Annotated in this window: 14 protein-coding genes; 7 read left to right on the top strand and 7 right to left on the bottom strand. The window is 55.5% G+C overall.

The genetic code is table 11. From position 1 onward, the window contains the following. Nucleotides 1-339 precede the first annotated feature (339 nt). The 4 genes from rsmG to asnC form a co-directional block, all read right to left on the bottom strand. A complete protein-coding gene (gene rsmG / locus B8P98_RS27685; protein ID WP_025711374.1) occupies nucleotides 340-963 on the bottom strand; it encodes a 16S rRNA (guanine(527)-N(7))-methyltransferase RsmG in 624 nt (207 codons plus the stop codon). Between the two features lie 116 nt (nucleotides 964-1,079). Beyond that, nucleotides 1,080-2,969 carry a tRNA uridine-5-carboxymethylaminomethyl(34) synthesis enzyme MnmG gene (gene mnmG, locus B8P98_RS27680; protein ID WP_025711375.1) on the bottom strand — a complete coding sequence of 630 codons (1,890 nt, stop codon included), beginning with the start codon at nucleotides 2,967-2,969 and terminating at the stop codon, nucleotides 1,080-1,082. A gap of 381 nt (nucleotides 2,970-3,350) precedes the next feature. Beyond that, on the bottom strand, nucleotides 3,351-3,791 hold the full coding sequence (gene mioC, locus B8P98_RS27675; protein WP_025711376.1) for an FMN-binding protein MioC: 441 nt from the start codon (nucleotides 3,789-3,791) through the stop codon (nucleotides 3,351-3,353). A 99-nt stretch (nucleotides 3,792-3,890) separates the two neighbouring features. Further along, nucleotides 3,891-4,349, bottom strand: coding sequence for a transcriptional regulator AsnC (asnC, locus tag B8P98_RS27670; protein ID WP_002882510.1), 459 nt, complete (start codon nucleotides 4,347-4,349; stop codon nucleotides 3,891-3,893). 151 nt (nucleotides 4,350-4,500) lie between these two features. Between asnC and asnA the strand changes: the two genes are divergently transcribed. Next, entirely contained in the window at nucleotides 4,501-5,493 is a 993-nt protein-coding gene (gene asnA, locus B8P98_RS27665; RefSeq protein WP_025711377.1) for an aspartate--ammonia ligase, read from the top strand. Between the two features lie 3 nt (nucleotides 5,494-5,496). Here the strand turns inward: asnA and viaA are convergent, their stop codons facing one another. Beyond that, nucleotides 5,497-6,945 carry an ATPase RavA stimulator ViaA gene (gene viaA / locus B8P98_RS27660; protein ID WP_025711378.1) on the bottom strand — a complete coding sequence of 483 codons (1,449 nt, stop codon included), beginning with the start codon at nucleotides 6,943-6,945 and terminating at the stop codon, nucleotides 5,497-5,499. Then, the gene (gene ravA, locus B8P98_RS27655; protein ID WP_025711379.1) at nucleotides 6,942-8,441 is read right to left on the bottom strand and encodes an ATPase RavA; all 1,500 of its coding nucleotides are present in this window, start codon (nucleotides 8,439-8,441) and stop codon (nucleotides 6,942-6,944) included. The genes viaA and ravA overlap by 4 nt, the downstream gene beginning before the upstream one ends. A gap of 217 nt (nucleotides 8,442-8,658) precedes the next feature. Between ravA and kup the strand changes: the two genes are divergently transcribed. Then, the gene (kup, locus tag B8P98_RS27650; protein ID WP_025711380.1) at nucleotides 8,659-10,527 is read left to right on the top strand and encodes a low affinity potassium transporter Kup; all 1,869 of its coding nucleotides are present in this window, start codon (nucleotides 8,659-8,661) and stop codon (nucleotides 10,525-10,527) included. 39 nt (nucleotides 10,528-10,566) lie between these two features. Here the strand turns inward: kup and B8P98_RS27645 are convergent, their stop codons facing one another. After that, nucleotides 10,567-11,895 carry an IS4 family transposase gene (locus tag B8P98_RS27645; RefSeq protein WP_080896980.1) on the bottom strand — a complete coding sequence of 443 codons (1,329 nt, stop codon included), beginning with the start codon at nucleotides 11,893-11,895 and terminating at the stop codon, nucleotides 10,567-10,569. A gap of 254 nt (nucleotides 11,896-12,149) precedes the next feature. On the opposite strand from B8P98_RS27645, the gene rbsD reads away from it, so the two are divergent. From rbsD to rbsK, 5 genes are all read left to right on the top strand, one after another. Beyond that, a complete protein-coding gene (gene rbsD / locus B8P98_RS27640; RefSeq protein ID WP_025711381.1) occupies nucleotides 12,150-12,569 on the top strand; it encodes a D-ribose pyranase in 420 nt (139 codons plus the stop codon). A 10-nt stretch (nucleotides 12,570-12,579) separates the two neighbouring features. Then, nucleotides 12,580-14,085, top strand: a complete 1,506-nt coding sequence (gene rbsA / locus B8P98_RS27635; protein WP_095033600.1) for a ribose ABC transporter ATP-binding protein RbsA — start codon at nucleotides 12,580-12,582, stop codon at nucleotides 14,083-14,085. A gap of 5 nt (nucleotides 14,086-14,090) precedes the next feature. Then, a complete protein-coding gene (gene rbsC / locus B8P98_RS27630; RefSeq protein WP_008806709.1) occupies nucleotides 14,091-15,056 on the top strand; it encodes a ribose ABC transporter permease in 966 nt (321 codons plus the stop codon). 27 nt (nucleotides 15,057-15,083) lie between these two features. Then, entirely contained in the window at nucleotides 15,084-15,974 is an 891-nt protein-coding gene (gene rbsB / locus B8P98_RS27625; protein ID WP_012969238.1) for a ribose ABC transporter substrate-binding protein RbsB, read from the top strand. Nucleotides 15,975-16,077: 103 nt separating this feature from the next. Then, nucleotides 16,078-17,007: a ribokinase gene (rbsK, locus tag B8P98_RS27620; protein ID WP_025711383.1), complete on the top strand. Its 930-nt coding sequence runs from the start codon at nucleotides 16,078-16,080 to the stop codon at nucleotides 17,005-17,007. Nucleotide 17,008: the final 1 nt, after the last annotated feature.

Genomic DNA, 17,008 nt, shown 5'->3' with positions numbered 1-17,008 from the left:
CCCTTTAATGAATCAAGGACATAAAACACTATTTTTCATGTTTTTGATATTCAAGATAAAAAGTGAGGACATTATCTAAAACAACCCCACATACAATAAAAACCTTTTATTGACATTTATAATAATAATTTAACATCACTATGCTGCTCATCATTGTCGATTTTTAGCACCCTGATATTTTCAAAGTTGACTATTTTGTCAGTGAATCACTTAGCTAAAGTTAACCGCAAGAAAAGCCATAGTAAAAACAAGGTTAAATGCAGCCCGATAATATCAGGGAGTGACTTTTATTTTTGTAACATGCTTGGGCCACATTTTTTCCACATTTTTTGATAAAAATTAACGCGATTTTGGCGTAATCACCACCAGGTGTCGCTCCCCTTCCAGCTGAGGAACATGCAGCGCGATCACCTCGGCAATGGCATACCCTTCCGGCAGATTTTCCATCTCTTCTTTTTGCGCTAACCCTTTGAGCGCATAAAAATGACCGTTCTCTGCCGGCAGATGGTGGCACCAGCTCACCATATCATTGAGCGACGCGAAAGCGCGGCTTATCACACCGTCAAACGGCGGCTCGGCGGGGAAGGCTTCCACGCGGCTCTGCACCGGGGTGACGTTAGCCAGCTTAAGCTCATGCTGTACCTGGCGCAGGAAGCGCACACGCTTGCCGAGACTGTCCAGCAGGGTGAAATGCGACTCCGGGCGCACGATGGCCAGCGGAATGCCAGGAAGCCCCGGTCCGGTCCCAACATCGATAAAGCGCGAGCCCTGCAGGTAAGGCGCCACGATGATGCTGTCGAGGATGTGACGCACTAACATCTCATTCGGATCGCGAACGGAAGTCAGGTTATAGGCCTTGTTCCACTTATCGAGCAGCCCGACGTAAGCCACCAGCTGATTTTTCTGGTGATCGGTGAGCGAAATACCCGCTTCATCCAGCAGACGAGAAAGTTTGTTGAGCACGGTAAATCCCTTCAAAAAATAATGAGCCCGGAGGCGCTAACGCTTACCGGGCTATGAATGATAAAGGCGAACGCCGATTATGCAACTGGGAAATCAGCGCTGGCAGGCTACCGCAATCAGGCGCTGCGGCGCAGCATGCCCTGCTTTTTCAGCCAAACCAGCAAAATAGAGATCGCTGCCGGGGTGATCCCGGAAATACGTGACGCCTGCCCTATCGACGACGGTTTATGGTCGTTCAGTTTGGCGATCACCTCGTTTGACAACCCGGTAACCTGGCGATAGTCGAGCGTAGCCGGCAGTAAAGTGTTCTCGTTGCGCTGCTGTTTCTCGATCTCATCCTGCTGGCGCGCGATATAACCTTCATATTTCACCTGGATCTCAACCTGTTCAGCCGCCTGCTGATCCTGCAGACCCGGCGCGAACGGCGAAAGACGAACCAGCTGCTCATAGGTCATTTCCGGACGGCGCAGCAGATCTTCACCGCTGGCTTCACGCGACAACGGCGCGGTCAGGTGAACGTTCACTTCGGCGGCGCTTTCTGCCTGCGGGTTCACCCAGGTGGATTTCAGACGCTGACGTTCACGTTCAATGCTTTCCAGCTTCTCGTTATAGCGCGCCCAGCGTTCGTCATCCACCAGACCCAGCTCGCGACCTTTTTCGGTCAGACGCAGGTCGGCGTTGTCTTCACGCAACATCAGACGATATTCGGCACGCGAGGTGAACATGCGGTACGGTTCTTTGGTACCCAGAGTACACAGGTCGTCCACCAGCACGCCGAGGTAAGCCTGATCGCGACGCGGCGCCCAGCCCTCTTTTTCCGCAGAGAAGCGGGCGGCGTTAAGACCAGCCAGCAGACCCTGAGCAGCCGCTTCTTCATAACCGGTGGTACCGTTGATCTGTCCGGCAAAGAACAGACCCTGAATGAATTTACTCTCAAGCGTCGGCTTCAGATCGCGCGGGTCGAAGAAATCGTACTCAATGGCGTAGCCAGGACGGACGATCCGTGCGTTCTCCATCCCCTGCATCGAGCGGACGATTTGCATTTGCACATCAAACGGCAGGCTGGTGGAGATACCGTTCGGATAAATTTCGTTTGAAGTCAGGCCTTCCGGTTCAAGGAAGATTTGGTGCTGATTGCGATCGGCAAAGCGCATGACTTTGTCTTCGATCGACGGGCAGTAGCGTGGGCCGATCCCTTCGATCACCCCGGCGTACATGGGGCTGCGATCGAGGTTATTGCGGATCACATCATGGGTTTTCTCATTGGTGTGCGTGATGTAACACGGCACCTGGCGCGGGTGTTGATCCGCAGATCCCATAAACGAGAAGACCGGCATAGGATTATCGCCGTGCTGTTGCGCCAGTACGCTGAAATCAATGGTGCGCGCGTCAATACGCGGCGGCGTACCGGTTTTCAGGCGGCTTACGCGCAGCGGCAATTCACGCAGACGACGAGACAGCGGGATAGACGGCGGATCGCCAGCACGGCCGCCGCTGTAGTTATCCAGACCAATATGAATTTTACCATCAAGGAAGGTCCCGACGGTCAGTACCACTGCTTTTGCACGGAATTTGAGGCCCATCTGGGTGACGGCGCCCACAACACGATCGTTTTCGACAATCAGATCTTCCACCGCCTGCTGGAAGATCATCAGATTAGGCTGGTTCTCCAGTGCAGTACGCACTGCCTGGCGATATAGCACGCGGTCAGCCTGGGCGCGTGTGGCGCGCACTGCGGGCCCTTTGCTGGCGTTTAGTATCCTAAACTGAATACCCGCCTGATCGATCGCTTTGGCCATCAGACCGCCGAGCGCGTCCACTTCTTTTACCAGGTGTCCTTTCCCAATGCCGCCAATCGCCGGGTTGCAGCTCATCTGCCCCAGCGTGTCGATATTGTGTGTCAAAAGCAGGGTCTGTTGACCCATACGCGCTGCGGCCATTGCGGCCTCAGTGCCTGCATGACCCCCGCCAATGATAATGACGTCAAAAGGATCCTGATAAAACATGGTGGTCTGCCTCGCATAAAGCGGTATGAAAATGGATTGAAGCCCGGGCCGTGGATTCTACTCAACTTTAGGCTTTCGAGAAAGACTCCGGGATCCTGAGTATTAAAAAGAAGATCTTTATATAGAGATCTGTTCTATTGTGATCTCTTATTAGGATCGACTCTCTTTGTGGATAAGTCGGATCCGCGAAGTAAGATCAAAAGCTTAAGAAGGATCACTATCTGTGAATGATCGGTGATCCTGGTCCGTATAAGCTGGGATCAGAATGAAGGGTTATGCACAGCACAAAAACCATACTACGGTTATTCTTTGGATAACTACCGGTTGATCCAAGCTTTTAAGCATGGTTATCCACAGAAGATCGGACGATCTTTACAATTCTCAGAGCAAATTTTTCCAGGATCCCAGCCAGATTTCCGCCGGATCCTCCGGAATTTCGTGTTCCAGAACGTTGATCTTCAGCGTCTCACCGATCTGTTTTGCCCCGCAGTCCTTCAGCGCGGCTTCTAATTTATCGATCGCGCCGCAAAAGGTGTCGTATTCGCGGCTGCCGATGCCGATGGCGCCAAAGCGCACGGCGGAGAGATCGGCCTGCTTCTCCTGCAGCGCGTCGTAGAAGGGAACCAGGTTGTCGGGAATATCCCCGGCGCCATGGGTGGAAGAGATCACTAACCAGATCCCTTGCGCCTGCAGATCGTCCACCAGCGGACCGTGCTGGATGTCAGTGCTGTAGCCCGCTTCTTCCAGCTTTTCCGCCAGATGTTCTGCTACATATTCCGCACTGCCCAGGGTGCTGCCGCTGATAAGTGTAATGTCTGCCATAGATCGCTGATCGCCCGCTCAACTGTTCAGAGTGGCGTATTGTACGCTGTGAGCGAGCTGGGATCTACCTGTGGAAAAATGTGGGATTAAAAAAAGCGATCAGGGCTTGATGGTGCGCATGATCGGGTTCTGCAACACGATCAGGGTTTCGGTGGACTGAATTTCATCGATTGTTTGGATCTTGTTGATAAGTACCTGCTGCAGGGCATCGATGGATTTACACATTACCTTAATAAAGATGCTGTAATGGCCGGTGGTGTAGTAAGCCTCGGTCACCTCCTCCAGACTTTCCAGACGGGCAAGGGCAGAAGGATAGTCTTTGGCGCTCTTGAGGATAATGCCGATAAAACAGCCGACGTCATAGCCCAGCTGCTTGGGGCTGACGTCAATGCGCGCCCCCGTAATGATGCCCGCCTGCTTCATCTTTTCGACGCGTACGTGAATGGTGCCCGGGCTGACGCTGAACTGTTTGGCCAGTTCCGCATAGGCAGTACGGGCGTTGGCCATCAGCGCATCGAGAATGCCGCGGTCCAGATTGTCGATCTGATAATTTTCCATATCTTTTTCTTATGAAGTTTGAGGGTTCTTACTATTTTAGCGCCTTATTTTGATGAATTAAAAGTCGATGTGGCTTTTTATTGATTGATTATTGTATTGGTGGCCTGTTTTGTTGCTTAATCAATGGCAACAGGACGCAGGAGTCATAAAAATGAAAACCGCATATATCGCAAAACAACGCCAGATCAGTTTCGTTAAATCCCACTTTTCCCGTCAGCTGGAAGAGAAGCTTGGCCTGATTGAAGTCCAGGCGCCAATCTTAAGCCGCGTGGGGGACGGGACGCAGGATAACTTGTCCGGCAGCGAAAAAGCGGTTCAGGTAAAAGTGAAAACACTGCCCGACGCTCAGTTCGAAGTGGTTCATTCGCTGGCGAAGTGGAAGCGTCAAACCCTGGGACAACACGACTTCAGCGCGGGCGAAGGGCTGTACACGCACATGAAGGCCCTTCGCCCCGATGAAGACCGTCTGACGCCGATCCATTCCGTGTATGTTGACCAGTGGGACTGGGAGCGCGTGATGGGGGATGAAGAGCGCCACGTTGGCACCCTGAAGGCAACCGTCGAGGCGATCTACGCCGGGATCAAAGCCACCGAGCTGGCGGTCAGCCAGGAGTTTGGCCTGACGCCGTTCCTGCCGGAACAGATCCATTTTGTTCACAGCCAGGAGCTGCTGAGCCGCTATCCGGAGCTCGATGCTAAAGGCCGCGAGCGGGCGATTGCCAAAGAGCTGGGCGCCGTCTTCTTAATCGGTATCGGTGGAAAACTGTCTGATGGCAAGCGCCACGACGTCCGTGCGCCGGATTATGATGACTGGAGTACAGAGGTTGCTGAAGGTTTTGCCGGTCTGAACGGCGATATCCTGGTGTGGAACCCGGTGCTGGAGGATGCGTTTGAGATCTCTTCAATGGGGATCCGCGTTGACGCCGAAGCGCTGAAACGTCAGCTGGCGCTGACTGCTGATGAAGATCGCCTGAAACTGGAGTGGCACCAGGCGCTGTTGCGTGGTGAGATGCCGCAGACTATCGGCGGCGGCATTGGCCAGTCACGTTTGACGATGCTGCTGCTGCAGCTTGATCATATCGGCCAGGTGCAGTGTGGTGTCTGGCCGGCGCAGGTTCGCGAAAGCGTTTCCGCGCTGCTGTAACGATTAGCGCCGCCAGCGTCGCAGCAGGCGGCTACGCAACCCGGTATCAAAGCGCCAGATATGATCGAAGATACGCATGATACCGGGCTTGCCATGTACCGACATCGCCACCGCGTGAAAACGGTGCTGATGCTTGCGCTGTAGCTCTCCCACCTGAGTAATCACCTCATCCGGCAACCGCTGGGCAATAAAGTCAGAGATCACGACAGCATCGGCATCCACCCATTGCGGGTTTTGCAGACGTTCAATAATGGCGCGAAAACAGCTGGCCAGATCCGTGCCGCCGCGAAAGCGCTGGCTCAGGAAGCGGATCGCCTGTTCCAAACCGCTCTCGCTGGTCAGCTCGTAATGCACCACTTCGCTGGAGAACAGCATAATAAAGCAGCGGCGGTTATCGGCCAGCGCGACGCGCATCAGGGCCAGACAAAAAGCTTTGGCGCACTGTTCGTTAAAACCGCCCATCGATCCTGAGGTGTCGACGCAGACAATAAACGGCCCGCGCGGTTGTTCATCAAAATCCTGGCGCGTCACCGGGCGTTCGGTGATTTTCTCGCGCCAGGCGTCGCCGTGCAGGCGGTAAGTGAGCAGCTGCTTCTCCACCAGCTTGCGATAAAATTCAAACTCCAGCTCCGTGATGCCGAGCGTCGCCAGCTCCGGCGGCAGCAGGCGCAGAATATCATCGCTTTGCTGGAGTCCGTCGACCTGTTCCGGCACCGTCGCCGGCTCGCGTACCAGGCTGCGGAAGGTCTCCATCGGCGCGTCTTTTTTCGGGACGGATTTCGCTTCCCGTGAACGCCCCAGCTGTTCCGCCAGCTGCAGTAGCTCCGGTTGCTGGTTGAGAAAATCGCCATAGCGCACGATCAGCTGATAGTCGCCACGTTTGAGTTCACCAGCGCTCATGTCCCACAGGCGTCCGGCGGCGGTGTCATTGTCCGCCAGCACCGGATCGAGCTGGCCGCTGAGCGTCATGCGTTCCTGGACTTCACTGAGCAACTGGTCACGCTCCTCATCCAGCAGCTGCTGGTTAAGGCTGGTGGCTTGCACCACCAGGCTCAGGCGCCAGCGCTGTAAAAACAGCGTATGCAGCGCTGGGGTAAAGGTGGCATTGTCGTCCACCAGCTTCTGCGCCTGGGCGGCAAAAGGGGACTGGAGCTGGTGCAGTTTGCCGAGGATCTGCGGAAGCTGGACGATAAACTGCGAGGTAGAAAGCAGCTGAGCCTGCTGATAGGTCTGCACTTCGGCGTCCAGATCCGGCGGGATGTTAACCTCTTTTAAACGGGCGCGAACGGCTTCCCGCCAGCGCGGAATATCCGCCGCGATGATATTTTTCAGCCGGGGAAATTTTTCAAAGAAAATCGCCAGCTGAGGAGAGGCCAGCAGCGCCAGCAGCATCTCCTCGATCATTCCCTCTTCGCTGACTGCCAGCATGACATTCAGCATATCGAGCGTCATGGCTGCTTCGCCTGTTTAATCTGCGCCCCGACATCCTGCAGGCTGGCTTCAATTCTTCCCAGCCACTCGACCGGGATAAACAGACACTTTTGCTGCTCGCTGAAGCGGTTGTGTTGCTGGTGCCACTCATCATCGAGCGCCTCCAGCTGTTGGCGAATTTCCGCCGGCATGTTCTCCTGCGATGCGCTACCGGGCAGCGCGAGGCGTGAGCCCTGCAGGCTGACGTCGCGGACGACCAGGTGCTGGCTGGTGTCGACATCCATATTGAGCAGTTGGGCAAAGCCGATCCCGTTGAGCTTACCGCGGATCTCACCGCCCTTTTCCAGCCAGTTGGCTAACGCCTCGCGTTCAAAAGTAATGTGGATCACTTCCATATCGTGAAGTTTGAGCGGCTGCTGCAGCAGCAGCGTCAGGGTGGTCCCCTGGATCTCCGCCGGCAATTCATAATGCGGTTTGCGGCTAAACATCCCGCCAAGGCGGGTGACCTTCAGCGCCGTTTTGTCGCTTTGCTGCTGTTGGATCTGAATGCGTCGCTGGACAATGGCCCCCAGCCGCGTCAGCATCGCCTGCTGTTGCCAGGCGTGACAGGTCATTAGCGTTTCCAGCTGCTGCGACATCAGGTTCATGCTCTCGACGTTGTGCCACAGACAATCTTTCAGCAGGATCAGATCTATCGGCGCGATGCTGTCGCGCCCGCTGAAGAAGGCGCTGGCCTGCAGCAGGCGAATGGCCTTTTTCCAGCGGCGATCCGAGACGTACGGCGCATTTGGCAGGGCATCCAGCTGCTGGCGGAGCTGGAATATCAGCTCAAACACCGCGTCTGGCAGTTTGATATTGCCGATCTGCTGCTGCCATTGGGTAAACTCTTCGTCGCTAACCTGCAGCGCGCTGGGGACCGGATTGCTGTTTTCATCCTGCTGGCTGACCAGCATTGAACGGAAATTACCTTTATCCTGCACTTTATCAAGCCACAGACGGATCAGCATTCGGTCATACAGCGCTTCCAGACTGCTGTCGGCTTCGGGGAGTTCGTTCGACGCGGCCACCAGCAGGCGCATCGGGATTTTCTCTTCGTGCGCCCCATTGCGGAAGTGACGTTCGTTAATCGCCGTCAGCAGGGTGTTGAGGATCGCCGGACCCGCTTTCCATATTTCATCGAGAAAGACGATTTCGGCTTCCGGCAGGTAGCCGGCGGTTAAACGTTCGTAACGGCCTTCATCCTTCAGTGCCTGAATGGACAGTGGCCCAAAAACTTCTTCCGGGGTGGAGAAGCGGGTCATCAAGTATTCAAAAGCGCGCGCCTGCTGGAAGGCGAATTTGAGGCGGCGGGCAATCAGGCTTTTGGCGATCCCCGGTGGGCCGAGCAAAAAAACGCTCTCGCCGCTGAGCGCCGCCAGCAGGCAGAGGCGTATCGCATGACTGCGTTCAAAGAGTCCTTTTTCGAGTGCCGCGCTGAGCCGGGAAATTCTTTCAGCCAGTAAATGTGTTTGAGCCATAATTGAGTTGCGTGCTTTGTCATGTATCGTTATTGGGTCGAGTATAGATGTTAGAGCAGGGGCGGTAATAGCCTGAAGAATCGATTTATTTTTTTTGAGCCAGGTTAATATGGTGTCTGTTAGGGGTACGATTTCGCAAATAATCGTGCATACTGTGCGCTTTTTGTGGGCCAAGGGACTAGGCACACATTTGTTTTATAAACGAAAAGACTAGTCTATGAGCACTGATAATAAACAATCGTTGCCGGCGTTAACGCTGGCGGCCATCGGCGTGGTGTACGGCGATATCGGTACCAGTCCACTGTATACCTTGCGCGAATGCCTGTCAGGCCAGTTTGGCTTTGGCGTTGAGCGCGATGCCGTTTTCGGCTTTTTGTCGCTAATTTTCTGGCTGTTAATCTTTACCGTATCAATTAAATACATCACCTTCGTGATGCGGGCGGATAACGCCGGGGAAGGCGGGATCTTAACACTGATGTCGCTGGCCGGACGCAATACCTCGGCCAGAATGACCTCCGTGCTGGTGATCCTCGGCCTGATCGGCGGCAGTTTCTTCTATGGCGAAGTGGTGATTACGCCGGCAATTTCCGTTATGTCGGCGATAGAGGGGTTAGAAATTATCGCCCCACAGCTGGATACCTGGATTGTCCCTATTTCCATTATCGTGCTTACCCTGCTGTTTGTGATCCAAAAGCACGGCACCGGGATGGTCGGTAAGCTGTTTGCACCGATTATGCTGGTCTGGTTCCTGCTGCTGGCGGTGCTTGGCGCGCGCAGCATTTACGCTAACCCGGAAGTTCTGCAGGCGCTGAATCCCTACTGGGCAGTGCACTTCTTTCTGCAGTACAAGACCGTTTCCTTTATTGCGCTTGGCGCGGTGGTGCTGTCGATTACCGGGGTGGAAGCGCTGTACGCCGATATGGGTCACTTCGGCAAATTACCGATCCGCGTCGCCTGGTTCTCCGTGGTGCTGCCTTCGCTGGTGTTGAACTATTTTGGTCAGGGTGCGCTGCTGCTCAAGCACCCGGAAGCAATTAAAAACCCGTTCTTCCTGTTGGCGCCGGAATGGGCTCTGATCCCGATGCTGATTATCGCCACGCTGGCGACGGTTATCGCCTCGCAGGCGGTGATCTCCGGGGTCTTCTCTCTGACCCGTCAGGCAGTGCGTCTGGGCTATTTGTCGCCGATGCGCATCATCCACACCTCGGAAATGGAGTCCGGGCAGATCTATATTCCGTTCATTAACTGGCTGCTGTACGTGTCTGTAGTCATCGTTATCGTCAGTTTCGAGCACTCATCTAACCTGGCGGCGGCGTATGGTATCGCGGTAACGGGCACCATGGTGCTGACCTCCATTCTGTCGGCAACGGTGGCGCGCAAAAACTGGCACTGGAACAAGCTATTTGTTGGCCTGATGCTGGTGGCCTTCCTGTGCATTGATATTCCGCTGTTCTCGGCGAACCTCGATAAGATTGTCTCTGGCGGCTGGCTGCCGTTATCGCTGGGTATGGTGATGTTTACGGTGATGACGACCTGGAAAAGCGAGCGTTTCCGTCTGCTGCGCCGGATGCATGAGCATGGCAACTCGCTGGAAGCGATGATCTCTTCGCTGGAGAAGTCGCCGCCGGTGCGCGTGCCGGGTACCGCGGTCTATATGTCCCGCGCCCTGAACGTGATCCCGTTTGCTCTGCTGCATAACCTGAAACACAACAAGGTGCTGCATGAGCGAGTGATCCTCCTGACCCTGCGTACCGAAGATGCGCCTTATGTGCATAACGTTCGCCGCGTGCAGATTGAGCAACTGTCGCCGTCGTTCTGGCGGGTGGTGGCCAGCTACGGCTGGCGCGAAACGCCAAACGTCGAAGAGGTCTTCCACCGCTGCGGTCTGGAAGGATTGAGCTGTCGAATGATGGAAACCTCATTCTTTATGTCCCATGAGTCGCTGATTATCGGCAAACGTCCATGGTATCTGCGTCTGCGCGGCAAACTGTATTTGCTGCTGCAGCGCAACGCTCTGCGGGCGCCGGATCAGTTTGAAATCCCGCCAAACCGGGTTATCGAGCTGGGGACCCAGGTCGAAATCTGATGTCAAAAAAGCCCTCCCATTGCGAATAATGCCAGTCAGTTAAGCAACTGACTGGCCCTTTCTCAGGGCGGTGGTGTATTTCTGAGGCCTCTCTTTCACCACCCTTGGGAAGACCCTTTCCCTCCTTATCGGTAACTTGACTAACTGCCCCATACTTTCAAGATCACGCATCAACTCCGGGATACGACCCGGTGAAGCGCCCTGCAACGTCATTAGCATCCGCATCACCATCCCGCAGGACTCTGAGAAGCTCAGCTGATTTGGCCAGTATCCTTTCAGTTGCCCTGCCATTTTAATCATCTGATATCTCACCAGATTATAAGCCAGCAACACGCCCCACAACTCCTGCTCCACAAGCTCCGGCTTTTTACTTCTCAGTGTCAACCTGCTCAGTTGCATCGTCTGCTTTATCTCCCGGTAACCCAGCTCAATTTCCCAGCGATAGCTATACAGATCCGCCATTTCCCCGCCGGGGTAGCGCATGGCGTCCGTCATCGACGTCAGCAGATGGCAGACTTTTCCTTTGCGCGTGATGGTCAGCAGGCGGGCTGTCATCTCATTTCCCAGACCCGGCCACTTTTTTCGTGCCTGCGGGCTGGTTTTCAGCTTCACCAGGTGGTCGCCTTTACCCAGTTTTCTGACCTCTTCGTACTGCGCGCCTTTTTTCAGAGGGATCAGCCAGTGCCGGTGTTCTCCCGCCTGGTTCCATGCGTTCAGCAGACCCAGTGAGTAATAGCCTTTATCCATTAGCGTCAGGGTGTTATCGCCGGTTTGCTCTATAAGTTTCTCCGCGAGCGCATTTTCGCTGTCTTTCATCGTGCCGAAGGCTGCTGCCGTCAGCAGATGGCTGGTCAGCTCCATCTGGCAGACCATTTTAACCTGTGGGTAGAGTGCCGGGTTTCCGCCATGCGTCTGGCGGGGGAAGGCGATATCGTTCTCTGGTGTGTCCGGTGTGCGCCAGAACACACCATCAATGGCCAGCAGGGTCAGGCCGCACCAGTGTGGATGCGGCGTGGCGTTATGCCAGAGCTGTGCTGTCTGCGAGAATACGCGGCGGACGGCTTCGCTTCCCAGACGCTGACGGGCCTGGATCACCGCGCTGGGGGCGACGAAGGGACGACTGCCCGGCAGCATGATGTCCAGACGGTTGACGATCTGATGAAGGGGTTCTTTACGTTCAAGCGCCATGCCGACAATGCACCAGACCATCATTTCCAGCGGCAGGCGACGCTTGCGCAGGGTGACGGTACCGGCTTCGGCCAGACAGCGGGAAATGAGTTCCGGGTCCAGATAGTCGCCCAGAGAAGTCAGTGGGTTACGCAGAGAATCGTAACGGGATACCAGATCAAGAGCCTGTCCAATGTGCATAAAAAAATCCGGAAACGGGTGAGCATTTCCGGATTCTTACACAGCCACTGGATCGATCAACTGATCCTTAACTGATCGGCATTACTCCCATTGCGAAGGGCTTTTTGTTTCTCACTCTGGCTGTCACGTCCTGTCTCTGCCTCGCGAAACGTTTCGATGGCGATCACATTTCTCTCTTCTTGTGATGGTTTTCTGCTCACACATTGATAATAATTATTTTAGCGAAACGTTTCGCTAGTGGAGCAAAAGAGAAAATGAAAAAAGGCACCGTACTTAACGCTGATATTTCCGCGGTCATCTCCCGCCTGGGCCACACCGATACGCTGGTGGTCTGCGATGCCGGATTACCGGTTCCCCGCAGCAGCACGCGCATTGATATGGCGCTAACCCAGGGCGTACCTTCCTTTATGCAGGTACTGGAAGTGGTGACGACGGAAATGCAGGTTGAAGCGGCTGTTATCGCGGAAGAGATTAAAACCCATAATCCGCAGCTCCACGCGACGTTGCTCAACCACCTTGAGCAGCTGCAGCAGCACCAGGGAAATACCATTGAAATTCGTTACACCAGTCATGAGCAGTTCAAAAAACAAACCGCAGACAGTCAGGCGGTAATTCGCAGCGGGGAGTGTTCCCCGTTTGCGAATATCATTCTCTGTGCCGGCGTTACGTTCTGAGGTCGCCGTCATGGAAGCCTTATTGCAACTAAAAGGGATCGATAAAGCGTTCCCTGGCGTCAAGGCGCTCTCCGGTGCCTCACTGAATGTTTACCCCGGCCGGGTGATGGCGCTGGTGGGTGAGAATGGCGCTGGTAAATCCACCATGATGAAAGTGCTGACCGGGATCTATACCCGCGATGCAGGCGCTTTATTATGGTTGGGCAAAGAAACCACCTTTAATGGCCCAAAATCCTCCCAGGAAGCCGGGATCGGCATCATTCACCAGGAACTGAACCTGATCCCGCAGTTGACGATCGCCGAGAACATCTTCCTCGGTCGTGAGTTCGTGAACCGTTTTGGCAAAATCGACTGGAAGCAGATGTATGCCGAAGCCGACAAGCTGCTGGCGAAGCTGAATTTACGCTTTAACAGCCAGAAGCTGGTGGGCGATCTGTCGATTGGCGATCAGCAAATGGTGGAGATCGCCAAAGTGCTGAGCTTTGAATCGAAGGTCATCATTATGGATGAGCCGACCGATGCGCTGACCGATACCGAAACCGAATCGTTGTTCCGCGTCATCCGCGAACTGAAGTCGCAGGGGCGCGGCATCGTCTATATCTCCCACCGTATGAAAGAGATCTTTGAGATTTGCGACGACGTCACCGTGTTCCGCGACGGGCAGTTTATCGCCGAACGCGAAGTCTCCTCGCTGGATGAAGATCGACTGATCGAAATGATGGTTGGCCGTAAGCTGGAAGATCAATATCCGCATCTCGATAAGGCGCCGGGCGCGATACGCCTGAAGGTCGATAATCTCTGCGGCCCGGGTGTGGAAAACGTGACCTTTACTCTGCGCCAGGGGGAAATCCTTGGCGTTGCCGGGCTGATGGGCGCCGGGCGGACTGAACTGATGAAAGTGCTGTACGGCGCGCTGCCGCGCAGCAGCGGCGCCGTGACGCTGGATGGCCATGAAGTGGTTACCCGCTCGCCGCAGGATGGCCTGGCGAACGGTATTGTCTATATCTCCGAAGACCGTAAGCGCGATGGCCTGGTACTCGGGATGTCGGTCAAAGAAAACATGTCCCTGACCGCGCTGCGCTACTTCAGCCGGGCGGGCGGTAGTCTCAAGCATAAAGATGAGCAGCAGGCGGTGAGTGATTTCATCCGGCTGTTTAACGTGAAAACGCCGTCCATGGAGCAGGCGATCGGCCTGCTTTCCGGCGGCAACCAGCAAAAGGTCGCCATTGCCCGCGGGCTGATGACCCGACCAAAGGTGCTGATCCTCGATGAACCGACCCGCGGCGTCGACGTCGGGGCGAAGAAAGAGATCTACCAGCTCATCAATCAGTTCAAAGCCGATGGCCTGAGCATCATTCTGGTCTCCTCCGAGATGCCGGAGGTGATGGGCATGAGCGATCGCATCATAGTGATGCATGAAGGGCATCTCGGCGGTGAATTCACACGCGAGCAGGCCACCCAGGAAGTATTGATGGCTGCCGCTGTGGGCAAGCTTAACCGTGTGAATCAGGAGTAAAAAAGATGACTACCCAGGCTGTTACTGGTCGCCGTTATTTCACGAAAGCGTGGCTGATGGAGCAAAAATCGCTGATTGCCCTGCTGGTGCTGATCGCGGTGGTGTCGACCATGAGCCCCAACTTTTTTACCGTCAATAACCTGTTCAATATCCTGCAACAGACCTCCGTTAACGCCATCATGGCGGTAGGGATGACGCTGGTCATACTGACCTCGGGAATCGACCTGTCCGTCGGTTCCCTGCTGGCGCTCACCGGTGCAGTGGCGGCGTCGATCGTTGGCATTGAGGTGAATGCGCTGGTGGCGGTCGCTGCCGCCCTCGCATTGGGGGCGGCGATTGGCGCAGTCACCGGGGTGATTGTGGCGAAAGGCCGCGTGCAGGCTTTCATCGCCACTCTGGTGATGATGCTGCTGCTGCGCGGCGTAACCATGGTGTACACCAACGGCAGTCCGATCAACACCGGCTTTAGCGATAACGCCGATCTGTTTGGCTGGTTTGGTATCGGGCGCCCGCTGGGGATCCCGACGCCAGTATGGATCATGGCGATTGTCTTCCTGGCGGCCTGGTACATGCTGCACCATACTCGGCTGGGCCGATATATTTACGCCCTGGGTGGTAATGAAGCGGCGACGCGTCTGTCCGGGATCAGCGTCAATAAAGTCAAAATTATCGTCTACGCCTTGTGCGGTATGTTGGCGTCGCTGGCCGGGATCATCGAAGTGGCGCGCCTCTCCTCTGCGCAGCCGACGGCCGGGACAGGCTATGAGCTGGATGCCATTGCGGCGGTGGTGCTCGGCGGCACCAGCCTGGCGGGTGGCAAAGGGCGGATTGTCGGCACCCTGATAGGCGCGCTGATCCTCGGCTTCCTGAATAATGGTCTTAATCTTTTAGGCGTTTCTTCCTATTACCAGATGATCGTTAAAGCGGTGGTGATCTTGCTGGCGGTACTGGTAGATAACAAAAAGCAGTAACTGAGAACTCTACAGGACATCTTAACTATGAATATGAAAAAACTGGCGACCCTGGTCTCTGCTGTTGCGCTAAGTGCGACCGTTAGCGCGAACGCGATGGCCAAAGACACCATCGCTCTGGTTATCTCTACCCTCAACAACCCGTTCTTCGTGTCGCTGAAAGACGGCGCGCAAAAAGAAGCTGACAAGCTGGGCTACAACCTGGTGGTGCTGGATTCCCAGAACAACCCGGCGAAAGAGCTGGCGAACGTCCAGGATTTAACGGTGCGCGGCGCCAAGCTGCTGCTGATCAACCCAACCGACTCTGATGCTGTCGGCAACGCCGTGAAGATGGCAAACCAGGCGAAAATCCCGGTCATCACCCTTGACCGTCAGGCGACAAAAGGCGATGTCGTGAGCCACATTGCGTCTGACAACGTGCAGGGCGGAAAAATGGCTGGCGATTACATCGCGAAAAAAGTGGGTGAAAGTGCGAAAGTCATTGAGCTGCAGGGCATTGCCGGGACTTCTGCGGCGCGCGAGCGCGGCGAAGGCTTCAAACAGGCTGTGGCGGCGCACAAGTTCAACGTCCTGGCCAGCCAGCCGGCTGATTTCGACCGTACCAAGGGGTTGAACGTGATGCAGAACCTGCTGACCGCACATCCTGACGTTCAGGCAGTGTTCGCGCAAAATGATGAAATGGCGCTGGGCGCCCTGCGCGCGCTGCAGACCGCAGGCAAGTCCGATGTGATGGTGGTTGGATTTGACGGCACTCCAGATGGCGAAAAAGCAGTAAACAGTGGCAAACTGGCGGCGACCGTCGCACAGTTGCCGGAGCAGATCGGCGCGAAAGGCGTTGAGACTGCCGATAAGGTACTGAAGGGCGAAAAAGTGGAGGCTAACTACCCGGTTGAGCTGAAACTGGTCGTTAAGCAGTAATATGCGATTCGGACTGGCAACAGTCCGAGGGACAATATAAAAAAAGAAAAGCAGGGCATGCGCCACCGGATCCCGGTGGCGCGCTTTCCCGGGAACCGAAACGATGAAAACTGCAGGCAAACTTGTCGTCCTTGGCAGTATCAATGCCGATCACATTCTTAACCTTGACGCTTTCCCGACGCCGGGTGAGACCGTCACCGGCCACCATTATCAGGTGGCGTTCGGTGGTAAAGGGGCCAACCAGGCGGTGGCCGCCGGGCGCAGCGGAGCGGATATCGCGTTTATCGCCTGTACTGGCGATGACGATATTGGCGAGCGTATCCGTTGCCAGCTGGCGAGCGATAAAATCGACGTGGCGCCTGTGCGCGCGGTCGCCGGGGAAGCGACCGGCGTGGCGTTAATCTTCGTTAACGCCGAAGGTGAGAATGTCATCGGTATTCATGCCGGCGCCAATGCGGCGCTTTCCGTCGCTCAGGTGGAGGCGGAAAAAGAACGTATCGCCAGCGCTCAGGCATTGTTAATGCAGCTGGAGTCACCGCTGGAGAGCGTGCTGGCAGCGGCGAAAATCGCCCATCACCATCAGACCACCGTGGTGCTGAATCCCGCGCCTGCGCGTGAACTCTCAGACGAGTTACTGGCGCTGGTGGATATCATTACCCCTAACGAAACCGAAGCGGAAAAGCTGACCGGTATTCGCGTTGAAAGCGACGAGGATGCGGCAAAAGCCGCCGGGGTGTTGCATGCCAAGGGCATTGGCACCGTGATGATCACCCTTGGCAGCCGCGGCGTCTGGCTCAGTGCCGAAGGCGAAAGCCGGCGGATCCCGGGCTTTCGGGTGCAGGCCATTGATACTATCGCGGCCGGTGATACCTTTAACGGCGCGCTGGTGACCGCGTTGCTGGAAGGGACTTCCCTGCCAGACGCGATCCGCTTTGCCCATGCCGCGGCGGCGATTGCCGTGACCCGCAAAGGCGCGCAGCCGTCCGTGCCGTGGCGCACAGAGATTGATGAATTTTTAGCGCAACAGGGGTAAT

Source organism: Klebsiella quasivariicola, assembly GCF_002269255.1.
GTDB lineage: Bacteria > Pseudomonadota > Gammaproteobacteria > Enterobacterales > Enterobacteriaceae > Klebsiella > Klebsiella quasivariicola.
This window is presented reverse-complemented; position numbering and strand designations above follow the sequence as displayed.

Bases quoted from the DNA above. Each gene is read 5' to 3' on its own strand.
- mnmG (WP_025711375.1), bottom strand. From the start codon at position 2,969: ATGTTTTATCAGGATCCTTTTGACGTCATTATCATTGGCGGGGGTCAT.
- mioC (WP_025711376.1), bottom strand. From the start codon at position 3,791: ATGGCAGACATTACACTTATCAGCGGCAGCACCCTGGGCAGTGCGGAA.
- asnC (WP_002882510.1), bottom strand. From the start codon at position 4,349: ATGGAAAATTATCAGATCGACAATCTGGACCGCGGCATTCTCGATGCG.
- asnA (WP_025711377.1), top strand. From the start codon at position 4,501: ATGAAAACCGCATATATCGCAAAACAACGCCAGATCAGTTTCGTTAAA.
- viaA (WP_025711378.1), bottom strand. From the start codon at position 6,945: ATGACGCTCGATATGCTGAATGTCATGCTGGCAGTCAGCGAAGAGGGA.
- ravA (WP_025711379.1), bottom strand. From the start codon at position 8,441: ATGGCTCAAACACATTTACTGGCTGAAAGAATTTCCCGGCTCAGCGCG.
- kup (WP_025711380.1), top strand. From the start codon at position 8,659: ATGAGCACTGATAATAAACAATCGTTGCCGGCGTTAACGCTGGCGGCC.
- B8P98_RS27645 (WP_080896980.1), bottom strand. From the start codon at position 11,895: ATGCACATTGGACAGGCTCTTGATCTGGTATCCCGTTACGATTCTCTG.
- rbsD (WP_025711381.1), top strand. From the start codon at position 12,150: ATGAAAAAAGGCACCGTACTTAACGCTGATATTTCCGCGGTCATCTCC.
- rbsA (WP_095033600.1), top strand. From the start codon at position 12,580: ATGGAAGCCTTATTGCAACTAAAAGGGATCGATAAAGCGTTCCCTGGC.
- rbsC (WP_008806709.1), top strand. From the start codon at position 14,091: ATGACTACCCAGGCTGTTACTGGTCGCCGTTATTTCACGAAAGCGTGG.
- rbsB (WP_012969238.1), top strand. From the start codon at position 15,084: ATGAATATGAAAAAACTGGCGACCCTGGTCTCTGCTGTTGCGCTAAGT.
- rbsK (WP_025711383.1), top strand. From the start codon at position 16,078: ATGAAAACTGCAGGCAAACTTGTCGTCCTTGGCAGTATCAATGCCGAT.